The 20427-nt window shown below is 39.0% G+C and carries 19 protein-coding genes; 3 read left to right on the forward strand and 16 right to left on the reverse strand.

All coding sequences use genetic code 11. The features are described 5' to 3' along the window. Positions 1–21: 21 nt before the first annotated feature. The 16 genes from acnB to Q9M50_12935 form a co-directional block, all read right to left on the reverse strand. Positions 22–2574, reverse strand: coding sequence for a bifunctional aconitate hydratase 2/2-methylisocitrate dehydratase (gene acnB / locus Q9M50_12860; GenBank protein MDQ7091501.1), 2553 nt, complete (start codon positions 2572–2574; stop codon positions 22–24). A gap of 572 nt (positions 2575–3146) precedes the next feature. After that, a complete protein-coding gene (gene ybgF, locus Q9M50_12865; protein ID MDQ7091502.1) occupies positions 3147–3908 on the reverse strand; it encodes a tol-pal system protein YbgF in 762 nt (253 codons plus the stop codon). Positions 3909–3920: 12 nt separating this feature from the next. After that, on the reverse strand, positions 3921–4484 hold the full coding sequence (locus Q9M50_12870) for an OmpA family protein (protein ID MDQ7091503.1): 564 nt from the start codon (positions 4482–4484) through the stop codon (positions 3921–3923). A 402-nt stretch (positions 4485–4886) separates the two neighbouring features. After that, positions 4887–6167, reverse strand: a complete 1281-nt coding sequence (tolB, locus tag Q9M50_12875; protein ID MDQ7091504.1) for a Tol-Pal system beta propeller repeat protein TolB — start codon at positions 6165–6167, stop codon at positions 4887–4889. A 28-nt stretch (positions 6168–6195) separates the two neighbouring features. Then, complete coding sequence (tolA, locus tag Q9M50_12880; protein MDQ7091505.1) at positions 6196–7635, reverse strand: cell envelope integrity protein TolA; 1440 nt, start codon at positions 7633–7635, stop codon at positions 6196–6198. A gap of 4 nt (positions 7636–7639) precedes the next feature. Next, on the reverse strand, positions 7640–8062 hold the full coding sequence (gene tolR, locus Q9M50_12885; GenBank protein ID MDQ7091506.1) for a protein TolR: 423 nt from the start codon (positions 8060–8062) through the stop codon (positions 7640–7642). Next, positions 8059–8736, reverse strand: coding sequence for a protein TolQ (gene tolQ / locus Q9M50_12890; GenBank protein MDQ7091507.1), 678 nt, complete (start codon positions 8734–8736; stop codon positions 8059–8061). The genes tolR and tolQ overlap by 4 nt, the downstream gene beginning before the upstream one ends. 166 nt (positions 8737–8902) lie before the next feature. Beyond that, a complete protein-coding gene (gene ybgC / locus Q9M50_12895) occupies positions 8903–9298 on the reverse strand; it encodes a tol-pal system-associated acyl-CoA thioesterase (GenBank protein ID MDQ7091508.1) in 396 nt (131 codons plus the stop codon). Positions 9299–9356: 58 nt separating this feature from the next. Beyond that, positions 9357–10103, reverse strand: coding sequence for a YebC/PmpR family DNA-binding transcriptional regulator (locus Q9M50_12900; GenBank protein ID MDQ7091509.1), 747 nt, complete (start codon positions 10101–10103; stop codon positions 9357–9359). Positions 10104–10189: 86 nt separating this feature from the next. Further along, positions 10190–10831 carry an HAD-IB family phosphatase gene (locus tag Q9M50_12905; GenBank protein MDQ7091510.1) on the reverse strand — a complete coding sequence of 214 codons (642 nt, stop codon included), beginning with the start codon at positions 10829–10831 and terminating at the stop codon, positions 10190–10192. A 126-nt stretch (positions 10832–10957) separates the two neighbouring features. Continuing rightward, a complete protein-coding gene (locus Q9M50_12910) occupies positions 10958–12166 on the reverse strand; it encodes an AAA family ATPase (GenBank protein MDQ7091511.1) in 1209 nt (402 codons plus the stop codon). Between the two features lie 2 nt (positions 12167–12168). Continuing rightward, positions 12169–13815, reverse strand: a complete 1647-nt coding sequence (gene hcp, locus Q9M50_12915; protein ID MDQ7091512.1) for a hydroxylamine reductase — start codon at positions 13813–13815, stop codon at positions 12169–12171. 217 nt (positions 13816–14032) lie between these two features. Beyond that, positions 14033–14674: an imidazole glycerol phosphate synthase subunit HisH gene (hisH, locus tag Q9M50_12920; GenBank protein ID MDQ7091513.1), complete on the reverse strand. Its 642-nt coding sequence runs from the start codon at positions 14672–14674 to the stop codon at positions 14033–14035. Continuing rightward, positions 14674–15267, reverse strand: coding sequence for an imidazoleglycerol-phosphate dehydratase HisB (gene hisB, locus Q9M50_12925; protein ID MDQ7091514.1), 594 nt, complete (start codon positions 15265–15267; stop codon positions 14674–14676). Before hisB ends, hisH begins: the two co-directional genes overlap by 1 nt. 64 nt (positions 15268–15331) lie before the next feature. Continuing rightward, the gene (locus Q9M50_12930) at positions 15332–15784 is read right to left on the reverse strand and encodes a DUF934 domain-containing protein (protein ID MDQ7091515.1); all 453 of its coding nucleotides are present in this window, start codon (positions 15782–15784) and stop codon (positions 15332–15334) included. After that, positions 15771–17426, reverse strand: a complete 1656-nt coding sequence (locus tag Q9M50_12935; GenBank protein ID MDQ7091516.1) for a nitrite/sulfite reductase — start codon at positions 17424–17426, stop codon at positions 15771–15773. The genes Q9M50_12930 and Q9M50_12935 overlap by 14 nt, the downstream gene beginning before the upstream one ends. Before the next feature lie 206 nt (positions 17427–17632). On the opposite strand from Q9M50_12935, the gene nhaD reads away from it, so the two are divergent. The 3 genes from nhaD (at position 17633) to Q9M50_12950 (ending at position 20422) form a co-directional block, all read left to right on the forward strand. Then, positions 17633–18976 carry a sodium:proton antiporter NhaD gene (gene nhaD / locus Q9M50_12940; GenBank protein MDQ7091517.1) on the forward strand — a complete coding sequence of 448 codons (1344 nt, stop codon included), beginning with the start codon at positions 17633–17635 and terminating at the stop codon, positions 18974–18976. 91 nt (positions 18977–19067) lie between these two features. Beyond that, positions 19068–19241: a hypothetical protein gene (locus tag Q9M50_12945; protein MDQ7091518.1), complete on the forward strand. Its 174-nt coding sequence runs from the start codon at positions 19068–19070 to the stop codon at positions 19239–19241. Between the two features lie 110 nt (positions 19242–19351). After that, on the forward strand, positions 19352–20422 hold the full coding sequence (locus Q9M50_12950) for an MFS transporter (protein ID MDQ7091519.1): 1071 nt from the start codon (positions 19352–19354) through the stop codon (positions 20420–20422). Positions 20423–20427: the final 5 nt, after the last annotated feature.

Here is a 20427-nt window from a genome sequence, read left to right on the forward strand (position 1 = left end):
GGCTTGTCAGGTTTCAAATACTTAGTCTAGTTTCGCTTGATATTCCTTCATTTTATCAAAATTCAAATAACGATAGGTATCCGCTTCGCTCTCTTTAATTTGACTGACATGGTGCATATATTCATCAAAGGTTGGAATTTTTCCCATAATTGAACACACTGCCGCCAGCTCTGCCGAGGCTAAATAAACATTCGCATTATTCCCTAAACGATTAGGAAAATTTCGTGTCGAGGTGGAAACAACGGTTGCATTCTCCGCAACCCGCGCTTGATTTCCCATACATAAGGAACATCCCGGCATTTCCATACGCGCCCCTGCTTGTCCAAAAATACTGTAATAACCTTCTTCCGTTAATTGGCGTTGATCCATTTTTGTAGGCGGCGAAACCCAAAGCTGAGTCGGTAAATGGCCTGCATGTTTATCTAATAATTTACCTGCGGCACGAAAATGACCAATATTCGTCATACACGAGCCTAAAAAGACTTCATCTATTTTTGTATTCGCTAATTCAGATAAGGGTTTAACATCATCTGGATCATTCGGACAGGCCAATAAAGGCTCAGTAATGGTATTTAAATCAATTTCAATAATTTCAAAATAATCGGCATTGGCATCAGGCTCCATGAGTTCAGGATTAGCTAACCAATCTTCCATTGCTTTAATGCGTCGCTCAATGGTTCGCTTATCGCCATAACCGGTTGCTATCATCCAGTTTAGCAGAGTGATATTCGAGGTAATATATTCGATTACAGGTTCTTTTCCTAAACGAATAGTACAGCCCCCTGCGGAACGTTCTGCTGACGAATCAGAAAGCTCAAAAGCCTGTTCTACTTTTAAATCAGGCAAGCCTTCAATTTCTAAAATTCGCCCTGAAAAGACGTTTTTCTTACCTTTCTTTTCAACCGTTAATAAGCCTTTTTGAATCGCTGCATAAGGAATCGCATTGACCAAATCACGTAAGGTAATGCCTGGTTGCATTTCACCTGAAAAACGAATTAATACCGATTCTGGCATATCTAAAGGCATGACACCTGTCGCCGCCGCAAAAGCGACCAGACCAGAACCCGCGGGAAATGAAATTCCCAGTGGAAAGCGGGTGTGTGAATCTCCACCTGTCCCGACGGTATCGGGTAATAACATGCGGTTTAACCATGAATGAATAATACCATCGGCAGGTCGTAAAGCCAGCCCGCCCCGATTCATGATGAAGTCAGGTAAACTATGCTGCATAGCCACATCAATCGGTTTCGGGTAAGCCGCCGTATGACAGAAGGACTGTAAAACTAAATCGGCTGAAAACCCTAAACAAGCAAGATCTTTTAATTCATCACGCGTCATCGGCCCTGTAGTATCTTGAGAACCGACCGTGGTCATTTTAGGTTCACAATAGCTATTCGGAGAAACGCCATCCACCCCACACGCTTTTCCTACAATTTTTTGGGCTAATGTAAAGCCTTTTCCCTTACTGTCCACTGTTGTCGGGCGACAAAAAACACGTGAAGGCTCAAGCTTTAAAGCCTGACGAGCTTTATCAGTTAAACCGCGTCCAATAATAAGTGGAATACGTCCACCTGCACGAACTTCATCTAAAATAACATCGGTTTTTAATGAAAACTCACAGAGTAATTCATCGCTACCCTGTCTTTTTACTAAACCTTGATAAGGGTAAATATCAATCACATCGCCCATTGCGATTTGACTGACATCACACTCAAAAGGTAACGCGCCTGAATCTTCCATCGTATTAAAGAAAATAGGGGCAATTTTTCCACCAATACACACCCCACCACCGCGTTTATTAGGGATATTAGGAATATCGTTTCCTGTGTACCATAACACGGAGTTGGTTGCCGATTTTCGTGATGAGCCTGTCCCTACCACATCCCCTACATAAGCTACGGGAAAGCCTTTTTCTTTTAACGTTTCAATTTGAGCTGCGGCGTCCATAATGCCTTCTCTTGGAATTTTTAACATGGCTTGAGCATGTAGCGGGATGTCAGGACGTGACCACGCATCGGGGGCGGGGGATAAATCGTCCGTATTGGTTTCCCCTGTTACTTTAAAAACAGTAACGGTTAGTTTTTCTAAGACTTTAGGTTTACGTGTAAACCATTCCGCCTCGGCCCATGCGTTTAAAACCTGTTGAGCATAGCTATTTCCCGCGTTTGCTTTTTGTTCAACATCATGAAAGGCATCAAAAACTAATAAACTATGGGATAAGGCTTTTGTTGCAATAGCCGCTAAATTATCATCCTCTAATAATGCAATTAAGGGCGCAATGTTATAGCCCCCCAACATGGTTCCTAATAACTCGGTTGCTTTTTCTGCATTAATAATCGGTGAGTGGGTTTCACGGTTAGCAACGGCGGTTAAAAATCCTGCTTTAACATAAGCCGCTTCATCAACGCCCGCTGGAACACGATTCACTAATAAATCTAAAATAAACGCGTCTTCATTCGCTGGAGGTTGTTTGATGAGTTCAACTAACTCTACAACCTGTTCAGACGTTAGTGGTAAAGGAACCAGTCCTTTAGCAGCACGTTCAGCAACGTGTTTACGGTATTGCTCAAGCATTTCTTTATTTTCCTTGCGAGTAAGGGAGTTATGGGATAATGTTTTATAGCTTCAATCCTTTAGTAAAAATGCGATGCGTCGCATCTCGACTGTTTTAGGATTAAACTAAATGTTTTAGATGAAAAATTCGTTATTGATAGCGCGCAGGATCTTTGACCCGATGCGTCCTCAAAACCTGTTTTACGTAAACGGCAGGCAATCTCAGGCATGACCGTGTGTATTCGCTAAAAACAGGAAATGATTTGTTGGTGATTCGCCCCTAAAGCAAGCCCTTACTGAATAACGTGAGCTTTCGTTAATTTAATTAATGGGGTCTGAATTTTAATAGAATGACCTTCGATCTCTAGCTTTCGTTGTTACTTTACTCTATAAGGGGTATTGTTTTCAACGTGGCTAAATTTGAGACAGGGATAATTTCCCCTCCGTAAAGATGTATTCGGTGTCGCAATAGACACATTTTTGAGTAACCTGTTAAGCAAATAAACACTGTAGGCAAGCCTACAGTGTTTATTTCACCTTATAGAGAATAAAAAATCTAGGCTAGGCGCAGATAATTTATCACTAAATAAGAATTATAAGCCTGCTTGACCCGCTTTACGAATCGCTAATTTAGCGGCATTTGATTTAGGGTAAGTCAAAATAACATAGTCTAAATACTCTTTAGCTTTTGCCTTGTTTTTTAAGCTTAACTGAACAAACCCAAGTTTTAACAACGCATCAGGAACTTTATTGCTTTTAGGGTAGGTTAAAACCACTTTATCAAAGGCTTGCATTGCATCATCTTTCTTACCTTTCAGTAAATAGGCTTCACCTAACCAATATTGAGCATTATCCGCAAGTGAACCTGTAGGGTAATCTTTGATGATATTTTGAAAGTCAATCATCGCTAAATCAACACTGCCCGATCTTAACGTTGCATACGCCGTTTGATAACGTTGTTGCTCACTTCCTGATGCTGCGGGTGCCACAGCTATAGCCGCTTTAGCAGCAACTGGAATATTAGAAATGATGATAGGCGCGACAGGCTTACTTGCTTTGACCGCTAATGTATTTAATCGCGCATCAACATTCGTGTTCACCGCACTTTGAACTTGTTGTAATCCACTAATAGCCACAGCTTGTTGATTAACGGTTGCTTGAAGATTTGCAATAGTTACTTGTAATTTATCTAAACGCGCGATAAGTTGATTCGCCGCTGTATCGGTTGCCGTCGCAGGTTGTAGCATAGCCGCACGATAAGCCACTGAGCTATCTAAAACAGGCGGTAGAGCTGCATAAGCTGTACTTACACTTGCACAGGCGGTTAATAGAAGGGTAATGGGTGATAGTTTCATGAGTTAGTTCCTCTAATAGATTAAATTAACACGACGATTAAGACGCCATGCGGATTCGTTATGACCAAATGAAGCAGGTTTTTCTTCGCCATAACTAACAAATTCTAGCTGACCTCTAAAAACGCCGCCTGCTTCCATTATTCTTGCAACTGATTTTGCTCTTTCTTCGCCTAAGGCAATATTATATTCACGCGACCCACGCTCATCGGCATGACCTTCTAAGACAATAATTTTATTAGGGTTTGCACGTAAATAGTCGCTGTATTTATTTATAATAGGGATAAATTGAGATTGAACTTCACTACTGTCAAACATAAAGTAAATAGTCTCTGGTGCGAATGTTGCCGCATTATCACCCATTGTGTGTTTTGGACTCTGAGTTTCTTGTAATGAAGAGCCATATTTTGCTGTTCCAGAATCACTAACCGCGTTATTCCCATAAGCATTATAGCTCTCTATTGAAGCATCGGGAACCCCATTATCAATAAATCCTGGGTCTGTATTATTTGTAGAGCTACAAGCGGATAAAATGGTTGCCATTAAAGCTAAGGTGATCGCTGTTTTTTTTATCCTCATCTTTCTATTTCCACTCTATAGTTTGAAATATGGTTAATTATAATGTCCGTTTTATTTGTTAACAACAAATAAAGCGGTCATCGTTAGGGTCTAAAGTCTATTTTTTAAGTGACATTAACGACCTAAAAAAGTCTATTCTCAATTTTATGCACGCCCTTAGCGATAAAAATTCACCGCTAAGGGCTGCTGAGTATGCGTTAAAAAAAAATTTGAATTCAGTTGAATTTCTTCTCCTAAGTATAGTAAATATTAAACGTAGAGTCGTAAAGATTAGAAAATAAACAGGTATCTGCTTAGTTTAAAATAAAAAATACCGCTTAAAAATGAATAAATTCAACTTGTTGAGCATCAAATATTTAAATCCAACTCAAAGGCATACAGTGCCGATTTTTATCTTTTATCCTAGGGATCCCATGCAGGTTCACGTACTTCTGGGTTTTTAAACGCCAGTGTTTGATTAATTCTACCATCAATTGAAACCGCCGATAAAACCCCTCGCCCTCCTTGCCGCGTTGCATATAAAACCATCGCACCGTTACTTGAAAAACTAGGCGACTCATCTAAACTACCCGAAGTTAAGGTTTTAACTGACCCCGTTCTAAGATTCATCACTGCAATTTTATAATTTTCCCCATTTGCATGAACCATTGCAATACTACGACCATCCGGTGAGAAACTAGCACTCGCATTATAACTCCCTTTAAACGTTAGGCGTGTTGACTTCCCACCCTGATAACCTATTTTATAAAGTTGGGGTTTCCCCCCTGCTTGATTCGAGGTAAAGACCAGTGTTCGCCCATCAGGCGACCAAGTAGGTTCGGTATTAATCCCCGTATTATGTGTTAGTTGAGTTAATTGCTTGCTCGCTAAATTTAAAATATAAATATTAGGCGAGCCTGCTTTAGATAAGGTCAGGGCTAATTGATTACCATCAGGCGACCACGCAGGCGCACCATTAATGCCAGGAAAGGAGGTTACTTTGATACGCTCTCCTGTGGTTAAAATCTGTACAAAAATGGCCGCACGATGATTTTCAAATGAAACATACGCTATTTTATTGCCATCAGGTGACCATGCAGGCGACATGATCGGTTCTGTTGATGACACAATCGTTTGCGTGTTGTAGCCATCAACATCTGCAATATGTAAACGATAAGACCGCTTATTAAGGTTATTATCACTGCTCACAAAAGCAATTTTTGTACCAAATACACCTTTATTTCCTGTGAGCTTTTCATAGACTAAATCGCTTATTTGATGGGCCGCACGCCGTAATCCTTTTCGTTTTGCAATAATTTTATAATCCATAATTTGCTCATTTTTAGAAACATCGAGCAATTGAAATAAAATTTTATAGCTCTTATTGATCGGTTGAATATGACCCACCAATAAATATTCTTGTCCTAAAATCTGCCAATTTCGCATCAGCACTTGGCTGGCTGAGGTCGGTTGCGTCAACATATCTTGTTCGGCCAAGGTTTTAAAATAACCACTGCGATTTAAATCATCATTAATAATCGCAGCTATATTTTCAGGTAAGGTCGTCCTTGAACCAAAAGGCGAAACGGCAATAGGAACTTTAGTTTCAAAGGCCTTGGTAATATCAATATTTAATTCAGCCTGAATAAACGGTGAATAAATTCCCCATAAAACGATAAAGCCAAAAAGTTGTAAATGTTTCATTGAGCGATTTCCTTAATTGGGGTGAACTTTACTCAGGTCTAAAGGTAAAGGTAAATGATTTAAATTGTTCTTCAAATAACGCTTTATCACTTGGAATCGGCAGGGGACTGGCTTTATGAACCGCATTTAAAGCTGAGCGATCAAAAAAGGAATCACCGCTACTTTTTTCAATCGTGGCTTGAGTCACTTTCCCTGTTGAGATTAATTTAACACGAATCACACAAGCTAATCCTTGAGACATTGAGATAGGACGAACCCAGCCTGCTTTTAACACTCGTTGAAGATTGCGAGTGAATTTTGAAATGTCTTGTTCAATTTTTACCTGCCTCGCTGCGGCTATTTGCTGTGTTTGCCTTTGAGCATCTTCTGTCGCCGCACTGGCCTCTTTATTTTCTGCTTGTTGGTATTTTTCACGCTTTATTTTTTCTTGAGCAGATTTTTCACGAGCGGTTTTTTTTGCCAATTCCTTACGTTTATCTTCCCTCTTGTTTGTTTCTGAAGAAGACCCTCGACTGGCCATATCCGCCGCAATGGATTCTTTAAGACGTTTTTTTTCTTCGGTTTTATTGGCTGACTGTTTTATCTTAGCTAAACGTGCTGCAGCTTGCTTTTTTTGCTGTTTAACGTTGGCTAAACGTGTGGCCTCTTTTTTTTCAGCGTCTTTTTTAACTTGTGCTTGCTTTTTAATTCGTAGGGCTTGTTGTTTTTGTTGTTCAGCAAGGTCTGCTTGTTCCCTAATCTTTTGTTGCTTACGCTTTTCTACTTGCTCCTGTTGTTTTTTTTCAGCTAACACCTGTTGATGTTTTGCCTCCGCCAGTTGCAAATCAGCGGCTTGCTTTTCTTTTTCAGCGAGCAAGGCCACTTCTTTTTTAATCACTTCCAATGTTTCTTCTAAGGCTTTTTTTTCTTCTTCTTGCTGTTTTAATGCCGCACGTTCTTTAATCTCTTCTTCACGGGCTATTTGCTCTACTTTAATTTGCTGGGCTTCTTCATACTCAGCTAATAAATCATTTTCAATTTCTTGCTGACGTTCCATTTCCTGCTGTGCAAGACGTATTTTTTCAGCAGCTTCCGCTTGTTGTTGCGCAAATATATTTTCTTCATCACGTGCGGCTAATCGAGCGTTCTCTTCTTTTTGGCGTTGTTGTGTTTCTAATTCGGCTAAGCGTATTAACGCTTGTTTGGCCTCTTCTGCTTTTTGTTTTGCCTGTTCTTCCTCTATTTTTTTAGAGTTAACAACGGGTAACGGAATAAAAACAGGTTCATTTTTTTGCGTTTCAATTTCTGGTTGCTGATTAAAGGCTTCAATTTGTTGTTCAATTTCAGCCTCATCAAACATCACCGCCTGTATAGGGGCAATAGGCTCTGTTGTGCCTATTTCAGGTTCTAAATTAAAACGAATAGCGAGAAAAAATATCAACACTAAATGAAAAATAAAGGCCACTAAAAACTCGAAACGATATTTCATCACCTTACTCTTCAGGCGAGGTCATTAACCCTATATGTGCAATCCCTGATTGTTTTAAGGCACTCATAATTCGAACAACACGACCATAATTTACGCCTTTATCGCCACGAATATAAATTTGTAATTGGGTATTATCATTATAAAGGGTCACTGTTTTTGAAATTAAAGCGTCATCGGTGAGTAAAATAGCTTTGGCCCCATTTTCACTTAAATAATACTGGCCCTCTTTTTTTATCGTAATAATAACGCTAGGGCTGGCTTTTTGTTCAATCGGATTGCCTTTAGTAATAGGTAGATCAATTTCAACCCCTTGCTGTTGCAGAGGGGCGGTTGCCATAAAAATGACCAGCAAAACAAGCATGACATCAATGTAGGGGACAACATTGATTTCGGACATCGGTTTTCTTCGGGGATGACGTGTACTCATTTGTTATGCGCCAATCGTTGTAATAAAATAATAAATTCGTCAATAAACATTTCATGACGACTGGCTAGACGATCAACCCGCGTGGAAAACTGGTTGTACGCAATAACCGCAGGAATCGCGGCAAATAATCCGATAGCGGTGGCAATTAAGGCTTCAGCAATCCCTGGGGCAACCTGAGTTAAGGTCGCTTGTTGAACATTAACTAATGAACGAAAGGCGTTCATGATTCCCCAAACAGTGCCAAATAAGCCAACATAAGGACTTGTAGACCCCACGGTTGCTAGAAAAGGTAAGGCTTCATCCAGTCGATCTAGTTCGCGTGTTAATTCGATTCGCATCGCTCTTTGCGCACTTTCCACTAAAACAACAGGTTCAACATCCCCTTTTTGACGCATTCGAGAAAACTCTTTATAGCCGCTCAGAAAAATTTTCTCAATCCCTTCGGATTCAAACTCGTTAGCCGTTAATTTTTTATAAAGCTCGGTGAGTTCTATGCCTGACCAAAATTCTTTTTCAAACTCATCGGTAATACGAATAACTTTTTTTAACTCACGACGTTTAGAGATAATAAACATCCATGAAATAACAGAGGCGACTAATAAAATCAGCATGACAAGTTGGACAACAAGACTTGCCTCTTTAATTAGATGAAGAATGGAAAGGTCAATATTCATAAGTTTATTATTATTTTTTGCGTTAAAACTCTGTACACGACAAAATTTCACAGGGATGAGGTCGATTATTATTGCGATGCGATACACTGCATCGTCGGTATTTATTCATTAAACCTTACGTTATGTCCTAAAACTCTGAGACACACGGTCTCACGCCGTTACCTTTTTATTGAAATTCTGCTAACAATGTCTGTGGAAGAGCTTTGGGGCGCATTGTTTTTGCATCCAAACAAACGACGGTAATCGTTGCTTTCGATAAGAGGGTGTCCCCACGATGTATGGACTGGTCAAAAATAAGACTGGCTTTTTTGAGACAACTAATTTTTGAATGCACCTCAATCAGATCATTAAAAAAAGTCAGACTTAAATAATCAATCGTTAGTGAACGAATAGCAAAAATAATGCCTTCATTAATTTTCAATTGATCTTGTTCAAAACCTTTTTCCCGTAACATTTCAGTTCGGCCACGTTCAAAAAACTTTAAGTAATTTGCATGATAAACCACCCCCCCCGCATCCGTATCTTCATAATAAATTCGGACAGGCCACGTAAATACAGTCATAGTAAAATCACTTTTGTTAATTGGGAAAAAAAATACTTTTTTTTGTTTCAAGGTTCGTTTATTCGTCTGGAATTTGTTCTAAAATTTCATCACTAATATGAGCATTAGAATAAACCTCTTGCACATCATCCAAATCTTCTAACCGATCAATGAGACGTAACATTTTTTCAGCCGTCGCCAGATCCAGCTCCGTTTCATTTTTAGCTTGCATCGTGACTTCTGAGTTTTCAGGCTCAAAACCTGCGGCAATCAGAGCTTCTTTAATCGTAAGATACTCTTCAGAGGCGGTCATGACTTCAATACTCTCATCATGCGTAATAATATCGTCGGCCCCCGCATCCATCGCCGCTTCCATTAAATCATCTTCATCAACATCCTTGCTGTAGCTAATAATACCTACTTTATTAAACATATACGCAACAGAACCATCTGTGCCTAAGTTTCCGCCTGCTTTAGCAAACCCATGACGTACTTCCGCAACGGTTCGATTACGGTTATCGGTTAAACAATCGACAATAACCGCTATTCCACCTGGCCCATAACCTTCATAACGAACCTCTTCATAATTAACGCCTTCGAGGGTTCCCGTTGCTTTTTTTATGGTATTTTCAATGGTATCACGCTTCATATTAGCACCCAGTGCTTTATCAATGATTGCGCGTAAACTCGGATTATTTGCAGGGTCGGCCCCTGCCTTTGCGGCCACTGAAATTTCACGGATTATTTTGGTAAAAATTTTCCCACGTTTTGCATCTTGCGCGCCTTTACGGTGTTTTATATTCGCCCATTTACTGTGTCCTGCCATGGTTTTTCTCTGTAGTTAATGCTTTCAAAAGCGGTTTTAAGATAGAAGGATTTTAACATTTTGAGCCGAGCTTATCGACTAAACGCTTATGAAATAAATTTTAAAATAGCGGTTATATTTTTATCAGTAACATAAAAATCAGCTTGTTGCTCAACAATTTCTCGCCTCATCACGCCCCCAAAACCAATCACTTTAACCCCCACGTGTTGGGCCTCTAAATCTGTTTTACCATCCCCAATGAGTACCATATTTTCAGGATCTGCATTAATTTGTTGGCAAATTTCGGCTTTACCGCCTGTTCTAGCAAGAGGCGATTGCTGATTAAAGGTTTGATAACGACCATCTTCATGAAAAGAAACGTCCACGGCATGAACATGGTCTTCAGAAACATTGAGATGGGCGGCTAAAGGTAAAATTGCTTGGCGTAAACCTCCACTAATAATATGAATTTGTTTCCCTTGTTCGTGTAAAGTTTTGAACACCTCTTCAACGCCATCAACCATTTCACTGATATAAAGGTCGGCTAACGATTTAATTGCCGCTTGATTCGGTTTAATTAAATCTAATCGTTTTTGATAAATATCCTCTAAAGGCAATTCACCATTCATCGCTGCATTGGTTAATTTTGCCATTTCTAAGCCTAAATTAACGGCTTTGGCGCACTCGTCTATTCCTTCGATACGACTTAAGGTACTATCACAATCAAAGCATATTATTTTAAAATTCATATTTTTTATTTGAGGGTTAGGGTTTTGTTACGATATTATTTCACGTCAGGGCTTTTATTGACAAACCTTTAGCTGTAATTTTTTATGCTTCAACACGGCCTTATCTGTCACTGTTATTTCAGCCCTTTATTCATTAAAAAAATGATTAGGCCACTGTTCAATTTCGCCTAATTCATTAATATTTAAATCCGTTACGCTGGATTCTTTGTCATTATTACGACAAACATAAAGTTTTAAATCATCAACAGAATAACTTTTTTCGGCAACACGACCTTGAAAGCGCCGTAATAAATGCTCACTATGACTTTCAATAATGACTTGAATATTACGCTGTTTAGAAACATTCAAAATAATATCAGCCAAACCACTGTGAATGGATGGGTGTAAATAAATTTCAGGTTGGTCGATTAAAACCGTACTCTCTTCAGGAACATAATAAAGCAAGACGAGGACGGGAAGGACTTGGGAAACACTTAACCCCACATCGGTTAAAAAAAACTCGGTGCTATTATTGGTTTTTTTAACCAAAGGACGGTATAAATTAGAATGAGGGGCCATTTCTTTAATCGAAAATTGATCGACTAATCCTAATTTCTTTAACCAATACGAAATAATGACGGAAAAGGGTTCTAATTTATCGTTTAATAGCCTCATTTCATTACAAATAGTGGCCGATAAAATAGCCTCCATACACCACTCCCCTCGAAATCCAACACCCACAGGGTTAGAGGAAAACCATTGATATTCTCTCTTTACCGGTTCACGTAACGCACTTAAATAGTAAATTCCGTCCATCATCTGTTCATACTCAAATTCAAAGACTCTTAAAAAATTAGAGACTAAATCTATTTGGGATTCATTCGGAAAAAGATGGGTTTTAACAGGGTGTAAAACCTGCTTGATAAATTTTTCATTTTGTATGAAATCAAAATGCCCCCGTGAATTTAAATTTAATTCAAACGACGTATGCGTGGTTTTATACCCTAATGAGCGGAGTTGAAGTTGTTGTTGAGCTAAATTAACGCTTGCTTGCGTTTGAATATACGTTGAATGATTCGTCGGTTTCCAATCAATAACCCAGCTTAGTGGTAATTGAGCCTGATGTTGATAAATAAGATTTTCGTACGTTCCTAAATCAACGAAGGTGGGGGCATGATTTAAATTTAAAACCACCCCGCTACCCGTTGCCTCTTTAGTTTGTTTCAACATCAATAAGAATTGAATTAAACTACTTTTTCCTGAGTTATTTGCACCGAATAAAGCCGTTACTTGAGAAAAGTGTATATCAAGTTCCTTCCATGCTTTAAAATTTTTAAGTTGTAACTGTTTTAACATAACTATTGCCCTTTTAACATCGCTTTAATATCTGCCTCAACGGTATCAATTCCTTTTAAAGCAAATGCGTCACTTAATTTCTCCAAAATATCCTGATTAAAAAAAGGCGGGAGTGTCGGGCCTAAACGTATATTTTTCACCCCTAATTCTAATAAAGCTAAAAATATGATAATGGTTTGTTGTTCATACCATGCAATATTAAACGATACGGGCATTTTATTTAACTCCGTTAGCCCTAGTTCCGTTTGCAAGCTTTGTAGAAAACTAATAATGGCATAAAAATCATTCGTTTGTCCTGCATCTAATAAGCGGGGAATGCCCTTAATTTCACCTAAGTCTAATTGATTAAAACGATATTTAGTTTCCCCAGCCGTTAGTATTAACCAATCGTGAGGCAATGCTTCGACTAATTCAGTGTAATAACGACGCTCTTTATGACGACCATCACATCCCGCAATAACGATAATACGCTTAATTTCGCTTGCTTGAATAGCGGTCGCAATCTCTTTTTTCAGAGCTAATAAACTGTGTAAACCATACCCTGTTATCACGGTTGTATCCGTTAATAGGGTTGGTGGGGGATTTTGTTTTGCTTGCTCAATAAGCGTTGCAAAATTTTTAGTTTGATCGGGCTTTCTATCATCAATATGGGGAATAGCATCCCATCCGACCATGCCCGTGGTAAAGAGTTTTTCTTGATAAGTTTTTTTAGCTTGTTGCAGGCTATTCGTGGTGACAATTAACGCACCGTTAAATTTAGTAAATTGATTTTTTTGATCTTGCCACGCGCCGCCATAATTACCGACTAAATTAAAAAAGCGTTTGAATTTTGGATACGCATGGGCCACAAGGGCTTCACCATGGGTATAAACATCCACGCCTGTTCCCGCCGTTTGTTCTAATAACTCTTCAATATCTTGTAAATCATGCCCTGAAATTAAAATAGCAGGGTTATTCCAAACATCGGTATGAACTTTAGTCGGGACAGGGTGGCCAAAGGTTTCGGTATTCGCTTGATTTAATAACGCCATAGCCTCCAGCCCTAATTTTCCACAATGCAAATTCATAGCTAAGGTCTCATCAACCGTATGCTCATTGATCGAAAAATTTAAAGCCTGATGAACAAAATCATATAAATCTTGATTTTTATAACCGAGTACCGATGAATGCTCAATTAATGAGGCCAGACCTTTCACACTATAGACTAAACTTTCACGTAAGCCATGATAAGCTTCATTTTCTTTGAGTAACGTAGGGACACTTAAGGTGTTACCTTGTTCAATAAAAGTCGCTTCATCAATACGCTCATAGTCCCATAACGCTTCGTCAGGAATCGTTTCATCAGTGGGGAGGGTTAGTTGCTTGCTTAATACCTTCCGTCGTTGAACAGTTTCACTAATTAAACGTACAAATTCCGCCGAATCAAAATTAACGTTGGTTACCGTTGCATATAAAGCTTGTGCTGTAAAAGAGTCAATTCGTGTCGTTTTAATGTCTACTTGATGGGCTTTGATGACATAAAAAGATAACCCTTTTAAAACATAAACTAATAAATCTTGCAAACTTGCAACGGGGGCTTTTTTACCGCAAATACCCGTGGTATCACAGGCTTTATTTTTTTTAGCTTCTTGACAATGGTAGCAAAACATTTTTGTCCTTTGATGGTAGTGTAAGGTTTAGGCATAGAATACCAATAGAAGGTTATCTATAAATAAAATTTCTTTCCTTAGTAGCCTTACTGCATTAATAAGTTCAAATGAATCCCTTACTATACAATCTAGTTTACACGTTATTCTTAAAAAAATAGTGCGAAGTAAAATAACTTAAGCTATTCAACCCCGAATCGTTTAAAAGTAAAAGGACAACTTAACAAACCCCATCCCATTGTAAAAAGTTTTCTAATAGCTGTAAGCCTACGGTTTGACTTTTTTCAGGGTGAAACTGAACCGCAAAAACATTTTTTTGGGTCAAGGCACAAGCAAACGCGTGTGGATAGTCTGTGGTTGCTGCGATAACGCTGTCATCGTCAGGTAATGCATAATAACTATGCACAAAATAAAACCGACTGTTATCAGGAATATTATTCCATAAAGGATGGGGCTGTTGCGTCACTTGATTCCAACCCATGTGCGGAATTTTTAAAACCGCCCCTTTTGTATCGGTTAATTTTTTAGGAAAGTGAATGATTTTTCCTTTGAAAAAATCTAAACACTCAACTCCATTATTTTCATCACTAACAGATAATAAAGCCTGCATTCCTAAACAAATTCCCAGCAACGGTTTTGTTTTTATAACCTCTTGAATAACGGTTGATAAATTAGAGTCATTCAATGCCTGCATACACTCTCTTATCGCCCCTACCCCTGGTAAAACAACCCGATCCGCCGCTAAAATACGCGCGGCATCATCCGTAACAATAACCTCGGTATTGGCTGAAACGTGCTGTAAGGCTTTGGAAATAGAGTGTAAATTTCCCATTCTATAATCAATAACCGCAACGGTGGGCATTATAAACTTCCCTTAGTTGATGGAATAATCCCTTCCATGCGAGGGTCAACGGTAATCGCCATCCGAACGGCCCGCCCAAAAGCTTTAAATACCGTCTCCGCGATATGATGGGCATTACGGCCTTTTAAATTATCGATATGTAACGAAACCCCTGCATTATTAACAAAGCCTTGAAAAAATTCACGAAATAAATCGACATCAAAATTACCAATCAATTCACGTGGAAAATCAACTTCATAATATAATCCCGATCGCCCTGAAAAATCAATAACAACACGTGATAAGGCTTCATCCAAAGGGACATACGCATGTCCATAACGATAGAGGCCTTTTTTATCGCCTAATGCTTCGGCAAATGCTTTTCCTAACGTGATTCCTATATCTTCAACTGTATGGTGTGCATCAATATCTAAATCGCCTTTACAATTGATTTTTAAATCAATAAGTCCATGCCGAGCGACTTGATCTAACATGTGGTCAAGAAAAGGAACGCCTGTGAAAAACGAGGACTTTCCTGTGCCATCAAGATCAATCGAGAGTTTAATTTTTGTTTCAAGTGTATTTCGTTCAACTTGCGCGGTACGATGAGTCATTATTAATTTAAGATAAGTTAGGTCACTTCGTAGCGTAAGCCATGCCAACGCTACGAAATAAAAGTTAGTCGGTTGAGGCTTGATATTTAATTGAAAAATCATTCAAGGTGGATAAGGCCACCACTAAATCTTCCTCATTTTCCATTTGAAACGCATTAACGCCTACTCGGGATAAATAAAAGGCTTGGTCAGCCATATAACGGCCTACCGCTCGAATTTCTCCTTGATAATTTAAATCTTTTCTCAATATTCTAGCATGAGAAAAGCCACGCCCATCGGTGAAAGCCGAAAAATTAAGTTCAATTAAAGCGAAGGTATCCACATCTTCTGCAAGCCTAAGAATATCCACGTCAGAATCAACCCGCACACCCACCTTACCTGAATGTTTCTTTAATAACGGTTTTTCTTTGCACCAGCGGTTTAATGAAACGGTAATATCCCCTTCAACTAACGCATCATCATCTGAAATATAAGACCATTGGCTCGCGACGAGTTGTTTGTCTTTAATGATTTGCATATACTTTCTCCTTAAATGGGTTCATACCAATACGATTAACGGTACTTAAAAAACTTTCTTCTTCACTTTCCCGTAAGTTAAGATAAACCCCTAAAATAGTAGAGACGGCTGTAGCCACTTCATTTTTAGCCAGCGAGCGACCTAAACGCGTACCAATCGCTGCTTCATTTTCAGACGAACCACCTAAGGTAAATTGATACCATTCCACGCCTTTTTTATCAACCCCTAAAATGCCAATATGTCCCACACTTTGATGTGCGCAACCATTTTGACACCCTGAGATATTAACTTTCAAATCGCCTAAGTTATGGATGTAATCCATATCATCTAAAACATCGTTAATTTCTTTCGTGATTCCAATTGAACCTGCATTTGCCAACGCGCAAAAATCTAAACCTGGGCAGCAAATAATGTCGGTTACCGTTCCAATATTAGGCGTTGCTAATTGTAAGGGAACTAGTTTTTGCCAAAGCACATACAAATCGGCTTGTTTGACATCCGCTAACACTAAATTTTGTCGGTGGGTGGTTCTAATTTCACCCAAACTATAGCTATCTGCCAAATCAGCCACCGCATCTAATTGGCTATCCGTAATATCTCCCGGTGGGGAGTCAGGGGCTTTTAATGAGACAAAAACGGCTTTATAACCTGCGACTCGATGGGCTACCGTATTATGCTTAACCCACGTTGCAAAGGCTTTATCTTGTTCTAATAAAGGATTGAAACTTTCATCCTTGCTCGCAATTTCATCATAAGTAGGCGGCGCAAATTGAGCGATCATCGTCTCATACGTTTCACTTGAAACTTCCATCCCCTCTCTAATTTTTAGCCATTCCGTCTCGACCTGTTCCCGCACTTTTTCAATACCCGCTTCTCGAACTAAAATTTTAATCCGCGCTCGGTATTTATTATCACGACGACCATTAAGATTATAAACGCGTAAAATAGCGTCTAAATACGACAGTAGATCTTTCTTTTCTAAAAACGGTCTAATTTCAGTTCCAATAACAGGGGTCCGTCCTAACCCGCCGCCGACTAAAATTCTAAAACCGATTTCACCCGCTTCATTTTTAACTAAATGAACGCCAATATCGTGAAATTGCGTCGCGGCGCGATCTTGTTCGGTCGCGCTCACGGCAATTTTAAATTTACGCGGCAAATACGCAAATTCAGGATGTAAAATTGTCCATTTGCGAATAATTTCACAATAAGGGCGAGGATCTTCGAGTTCATCTGTACAGACTCCCGCTAAATGATCCGCCGTTGTATTTCTTAAGCAGTTTCCACTTGTTTGAATCGCGTGCATTTGTACACTGGCTAATTCTTCTAAAATATCAGGAATTTGTTCCAGTTTTGGCCAGTTAAATTGAATGTTCTGACGGGTCGTAATATGAGCGTAGCCCTTATCATAATCCCGTGCAATACTGGCTAATTTACGAAATTGTGTTGATGAAAGCAAGCCATAAGGCCCTGCAATTCGTAACATAGGGGCATGTGTTTGAATATAGATGCCATTCATTAGGCGCAAAGCGCGAAACTCATCTTCGCCTATTTCTCCTTTTAAATAACGTTGTGTTTGCCCTCTAAACTGAGTAACCCGTTCGTTAATAAGTGTTTGATCGTCGTCGTTATACTGGTACATGAATTGATAGTGTGCTTATTCAAGCAATTAAAGACAGAAAGGATAATAATATACTGCGAGCCATTAAATGACAAAGCTTATTATATAATGTTACCATTTACGGTTAAATTTTTTCCCCTTTATTAATCTACTTTATTCAGTAGGAGGTTATTTTGTTACGCTTATTTTTGATCTTTGCATCATTGTTTTTATTACCTGAACTTGGTATGGCTGAGGAATTAGTCACTGCCGTTATTGAAGAAAAAGAGGGGGCTAATATTTTAGGTCTCACAGGAACCGAACGGGGTATTTATACAGTATTAGTTTTCATCATCGCGTATGGTTTTGTGATGGCAGAAGAGTTTACAGGGTTAAGTAAATCTAAACCCGTCATCTTAGCGGCTGCCATTATTTGGGCTCATGCCGCTGTATTAGCTACCTCAATAGGTGTCCCTGTTGAAGAGCTGCATGAAGAAATTGAATTTGATTTAAAAGAATATGCTGCATTAATGCTGTTCTTGCTAGTTGCAATGACTTATATCAACGCCATGGCAGAACGAAATGTGTTTGAAGCGTTGCGTTCTTGGATGATTAGAAAAGAATTTAATTATAAACAACTGTTTTGGATTACAGGGGTTATTACCTTTTTCTTATCCGCCGTTGCTGATAACTTAACGTCTGCTTTATTAGTGGGCGCTGTTGTAACCGCCGTCGGTGCAAATAGCCCTAAATTTATTGCGATTGGTTTTGTGAATTTAGTGGTTGCTGCTAATGCAGGCGGTGCTTTTAGTCCTTTTGGTGATATTACCACCTTAATGGTATGGCAAGCAGGCTACGCAGAATTCTTTGATTTCTTTAATTTATTTATTCCCTCGGTTGTTAACTATATTATTCCAGCTTTTTTCATGTATTTAGCGGTTCCTGATGAAAAACCGCTCGCAACGAACGAAGAAGCCGTTGTTATGAAACAAGGTGCAATTACTATTTGTATTTTATTTGCCTTAACCATTGCAACCGCCGTTTGTTTTAAACAGTTCTTACATTTACCGCCTTTCATGGGAATGATGGCAGGGCTTTCAATTTTAATGATTTACGGGTATAAAATTAATTTAATTGAAAAAGAAGCAGAAGAAGTTAATCCTTTTGATATCTTCAATAAAATTCGTGATGCCGAGTGGGATACGTTATTCTTTTTCTTTGGTGTTGTGTTCTCTGTGGGCGGTTTAGCCTATATTGGTTATTTAGAATTATTATCCGTTGCGATGTATGATGGCTTAGGTGCAACCGCCGCTAATATTTTAGTGGGTGGATTATCTGCGATTGTTGATAATATTCCTGTGATGTTCGCCGTTTTAAATATGGGTCTGGATATGGACTTATACCAATGGTTATTAGTTACATTAACCGCAGGTGTGGGGGGGTCAATGCTCTCTGTTGGTTCTGCGGCAGGGGTTGCCTTAATGGGACAATCCAATCATAAATATACTTTTTTCACGCACATGAAATGGACTCCTGTGATTGCCTTAGGCTATTTTGCGAGTATTCTTACGCATTATTTGGTTAACGGTTAAACGTTAACCTTCATTATCGTTTAGGTTGCATGTTAGGTCTATGAAAATAAACCTAACATGCAACCCAACCTATAATATCAAAACTAAATTCATGAAAACTCAAAATAGCTGGTCTGCTGCTTTTTCTATTTATTTTCAACCGCGTGTCTTGGGAATGATTTTTTTAGGGTTTTCCGCAGGACTGCCTTTTTTATTAGTTTTTTCTACCCTCTCCGCATGGTTACGTGACGAAGGCACCGCGCGGTCTGTTATTGGTTTTTTTTAGTTGGGTGGGTTTAACGTATTCGATTAAAGTTTTTTGGGCCCCGGGCCCCCATTATTGATCGCCTACCTTTACCGTTATTAACAAAATGGTTAGGACGACGACGTAGCTGGATGTTAATCGCACAATTAGGCATTGCCGCAGGATTAGTCGGCATGGCGTATTGTGATACGCAAACCCAGTTACAGCAGATTGCTTTATTTGCTGTGATGGTTGCCTTTAGTTCCGCAACGCAGGATATCGTTATTGATGCTTATCGTATCGAAGCGGTGATTCCAGAATATCAAGGTGCAATGGCCGCCACCTATGTCTTCGGTTATCGTGTCGCACTCTTAGTTGCAGGTGCAGGCGCACTTTATATTGCTGAATTTATGAGCTGGAAAATTGCTTATTTAGTCATGGCAGCCACCATGTTAGTTGGACTCATTTCAACCCTGTTAATTAAAGAGCCTGAGTCCGTTAAAAATAATAACACGGAAGCCATTGAGGCCAAATTAGAACAAAGTTTAGGCATTGAAAAAAATCACTCGCCTTTATCACGCCTAACCGCATGGTTTGCAGAAGCAGTCGTTTGCCCCTTTGTTGAATTTTTTACCCGTAATGGTAAATTAGGTTTCTCCATTTTAGCGTTAATTGCGGTTTATAAAATGAGTGACATCACCATGGGCGTAATGGCAAACCCATTTTATTTAGATTTAGGGTTTAGTAAAAAAGAAATTGCCGATGTTAGTAAAGTATTCGGTTTTTTTATGACTATTTTTGGGGCATCATTAGGCGGTATTTTAGTCGTTCGCTATGGACTCATGAAACCCCTTTTATTAGGGGCTATTTTAGTAGCATTGACTAATTTACTGTTTGCTTTATTAGCCGTTAGCCAAACGAATTTAAGTTTATTAGCCATGGTTATTAGTGCAGATAATCTCAGTGGAGGGATTGCAACTTCTGTTTTTATTGCCTATTTATCCAGTATGACCCATAGTGCTTATACGGCAACTCAATATGCCCTATTTAGTTCATTAATGACCTTACCTGCTAAATTTTTAGGGGGATTTTCAGGTGTTATTGTTGATGGCTATGGCTATCAATATTTTTTTATTTATGCGTCAATATTGGGTTTACCTGCTATCTTGCTGGTTACATTTTTAATATATCATCAAAATCATAGTAATCATGCGTCAAATTAACGTCA

The sequence above is a fragment of the Methylococcales bacterium genome, from assembly GCA_030949405.1.
Taxonomy (GTDB): domain Bacteria; phylum Pseudomonadota; class Gammaproteobacteria; order Methylococcales; family Methylomonadaceae; genus WTBX01.

Coding starts and splice junctions, on each gene's coding strand:
- ybgF (MDQ7091502.1), bottom strand. CDS start 3,908: ATGAAACTATCACCCATTACCCTTCTATTAACCGCCTGTGCAAGTGTA.
- Q9M50_12945 (MDQ7091518.1), top strand. CDS start 19,068: ATGAAAACTCAAAATAGCTGGTCTGCTGCTTTTTCTATTTATTTTCAA.
- hisB (MDQ7091514.1), bottom strand. CDS start 15,267: ATGACTCATCGTACCGCGCAAGTTGAACGAAATACACTTGAAACAAAA.
- hcp (MDQ7091512.1), bottom strand. CDS start 13,815: ATGTTTTGCTACCATTGTCAAGAAGCTAAAAAAAATAAAGCCTGTGAT.
- tolQ (MDQ7091507.1), bottom strand. CDS start 8,736: ATGAATATTGACCTTTCCATTCTTCATCTAATTAAAGAGGCAAGTCTT.
- Q9M50_12910 (MDQ7091511.1), bottom strand. CDS start 12,166: ATGTTAAAACAGTTACAACTTAAAAATTTTAAAGCATGGAAGGAACTT.
- tolR (MDQ7091506.1), bottom strand. CDS start 8,062: ATGAGTACACGTCATCCCCGAAGAAAACCGATGTCCGAAATCAATGTT.
- Q9M50_12950 (MDQ7091519.1), top strand. CDS start 19,352: ATGTTAATCGCACAATTAGGCATTGCCGCAGGATTAGTCGGCATGGCG.
- ybgC (MDQ7091508.1), bottom strand. CDS start 9,298: ATGACTGTATTTACGTGGCCTGTCCGAATTTATTATGAAGATACGGAT.
- Q9M50_12900 (MDQ7091509.1), bottom strand. CDS start 10,103: ATGGCAGGACACAGTAAATGGGCGAATATAAAACACCGTAAAGGCGCG.
- hisH (MDQ7091513.1), bottom strand. CDS start 14,674: ATGCCCACCGTTGCGGTTATTGATTATAGAATGGGAAATTTACACTCT.
- nhaD (MDQ7091517.1), top strand. CDS start 17,633: ATGGCTGAGGAATTAGTCACTGCCGTTATTGAAGAAAAAGAGGGGGCT.
- tolA (MDQ7091505.1), bottom strand. CDS start 7,635: ATGAAATATCGTTTCGAGTTTTTAGTGGCCTTTATTTTTCATTTAGTG.
- Q9M50_12935 (MDQ7091516.1), bottom strand. CDS start 17,426: ATGTACCAGTATAACGACGACGATCAAACACTTATTAACGAACGGGTT.
- Q9M50_12870 (MDQ7091503.1), bottom strand. CDS start 4,484: ATGAGGATAAAAAAAACAGCGATCACCTTAGCTTTAATGGCAACCATT.
- Q9M50_12905 (MDQ7091510.1), bottom strand. CDS start 10,831: ATGAATTTTAAAATAATATGCTTTGATTGTGATAGTACCTTAAGTCGT.
- tolB (MDQ7091504.1), bottom strand. CDS start 6,167: ATGAAACATTTACAACTTTTTGGCTTTATCGTTTTATGGGGAATTTAT.
- acnB (MDQ7091501.1), bottom strand. CDS start 2,574: ATGCTTGAGCAATACCGTAAACACGTTGCTGAACGTGCTGCTAAAGGA.
- Q9M50_12930 (MDQ7091515.1), bottom strand. CDS start 15,784: ATGCAAATCATTAAAGACAAACAACTCGTCGCGAGCCAATGGTCTTAT.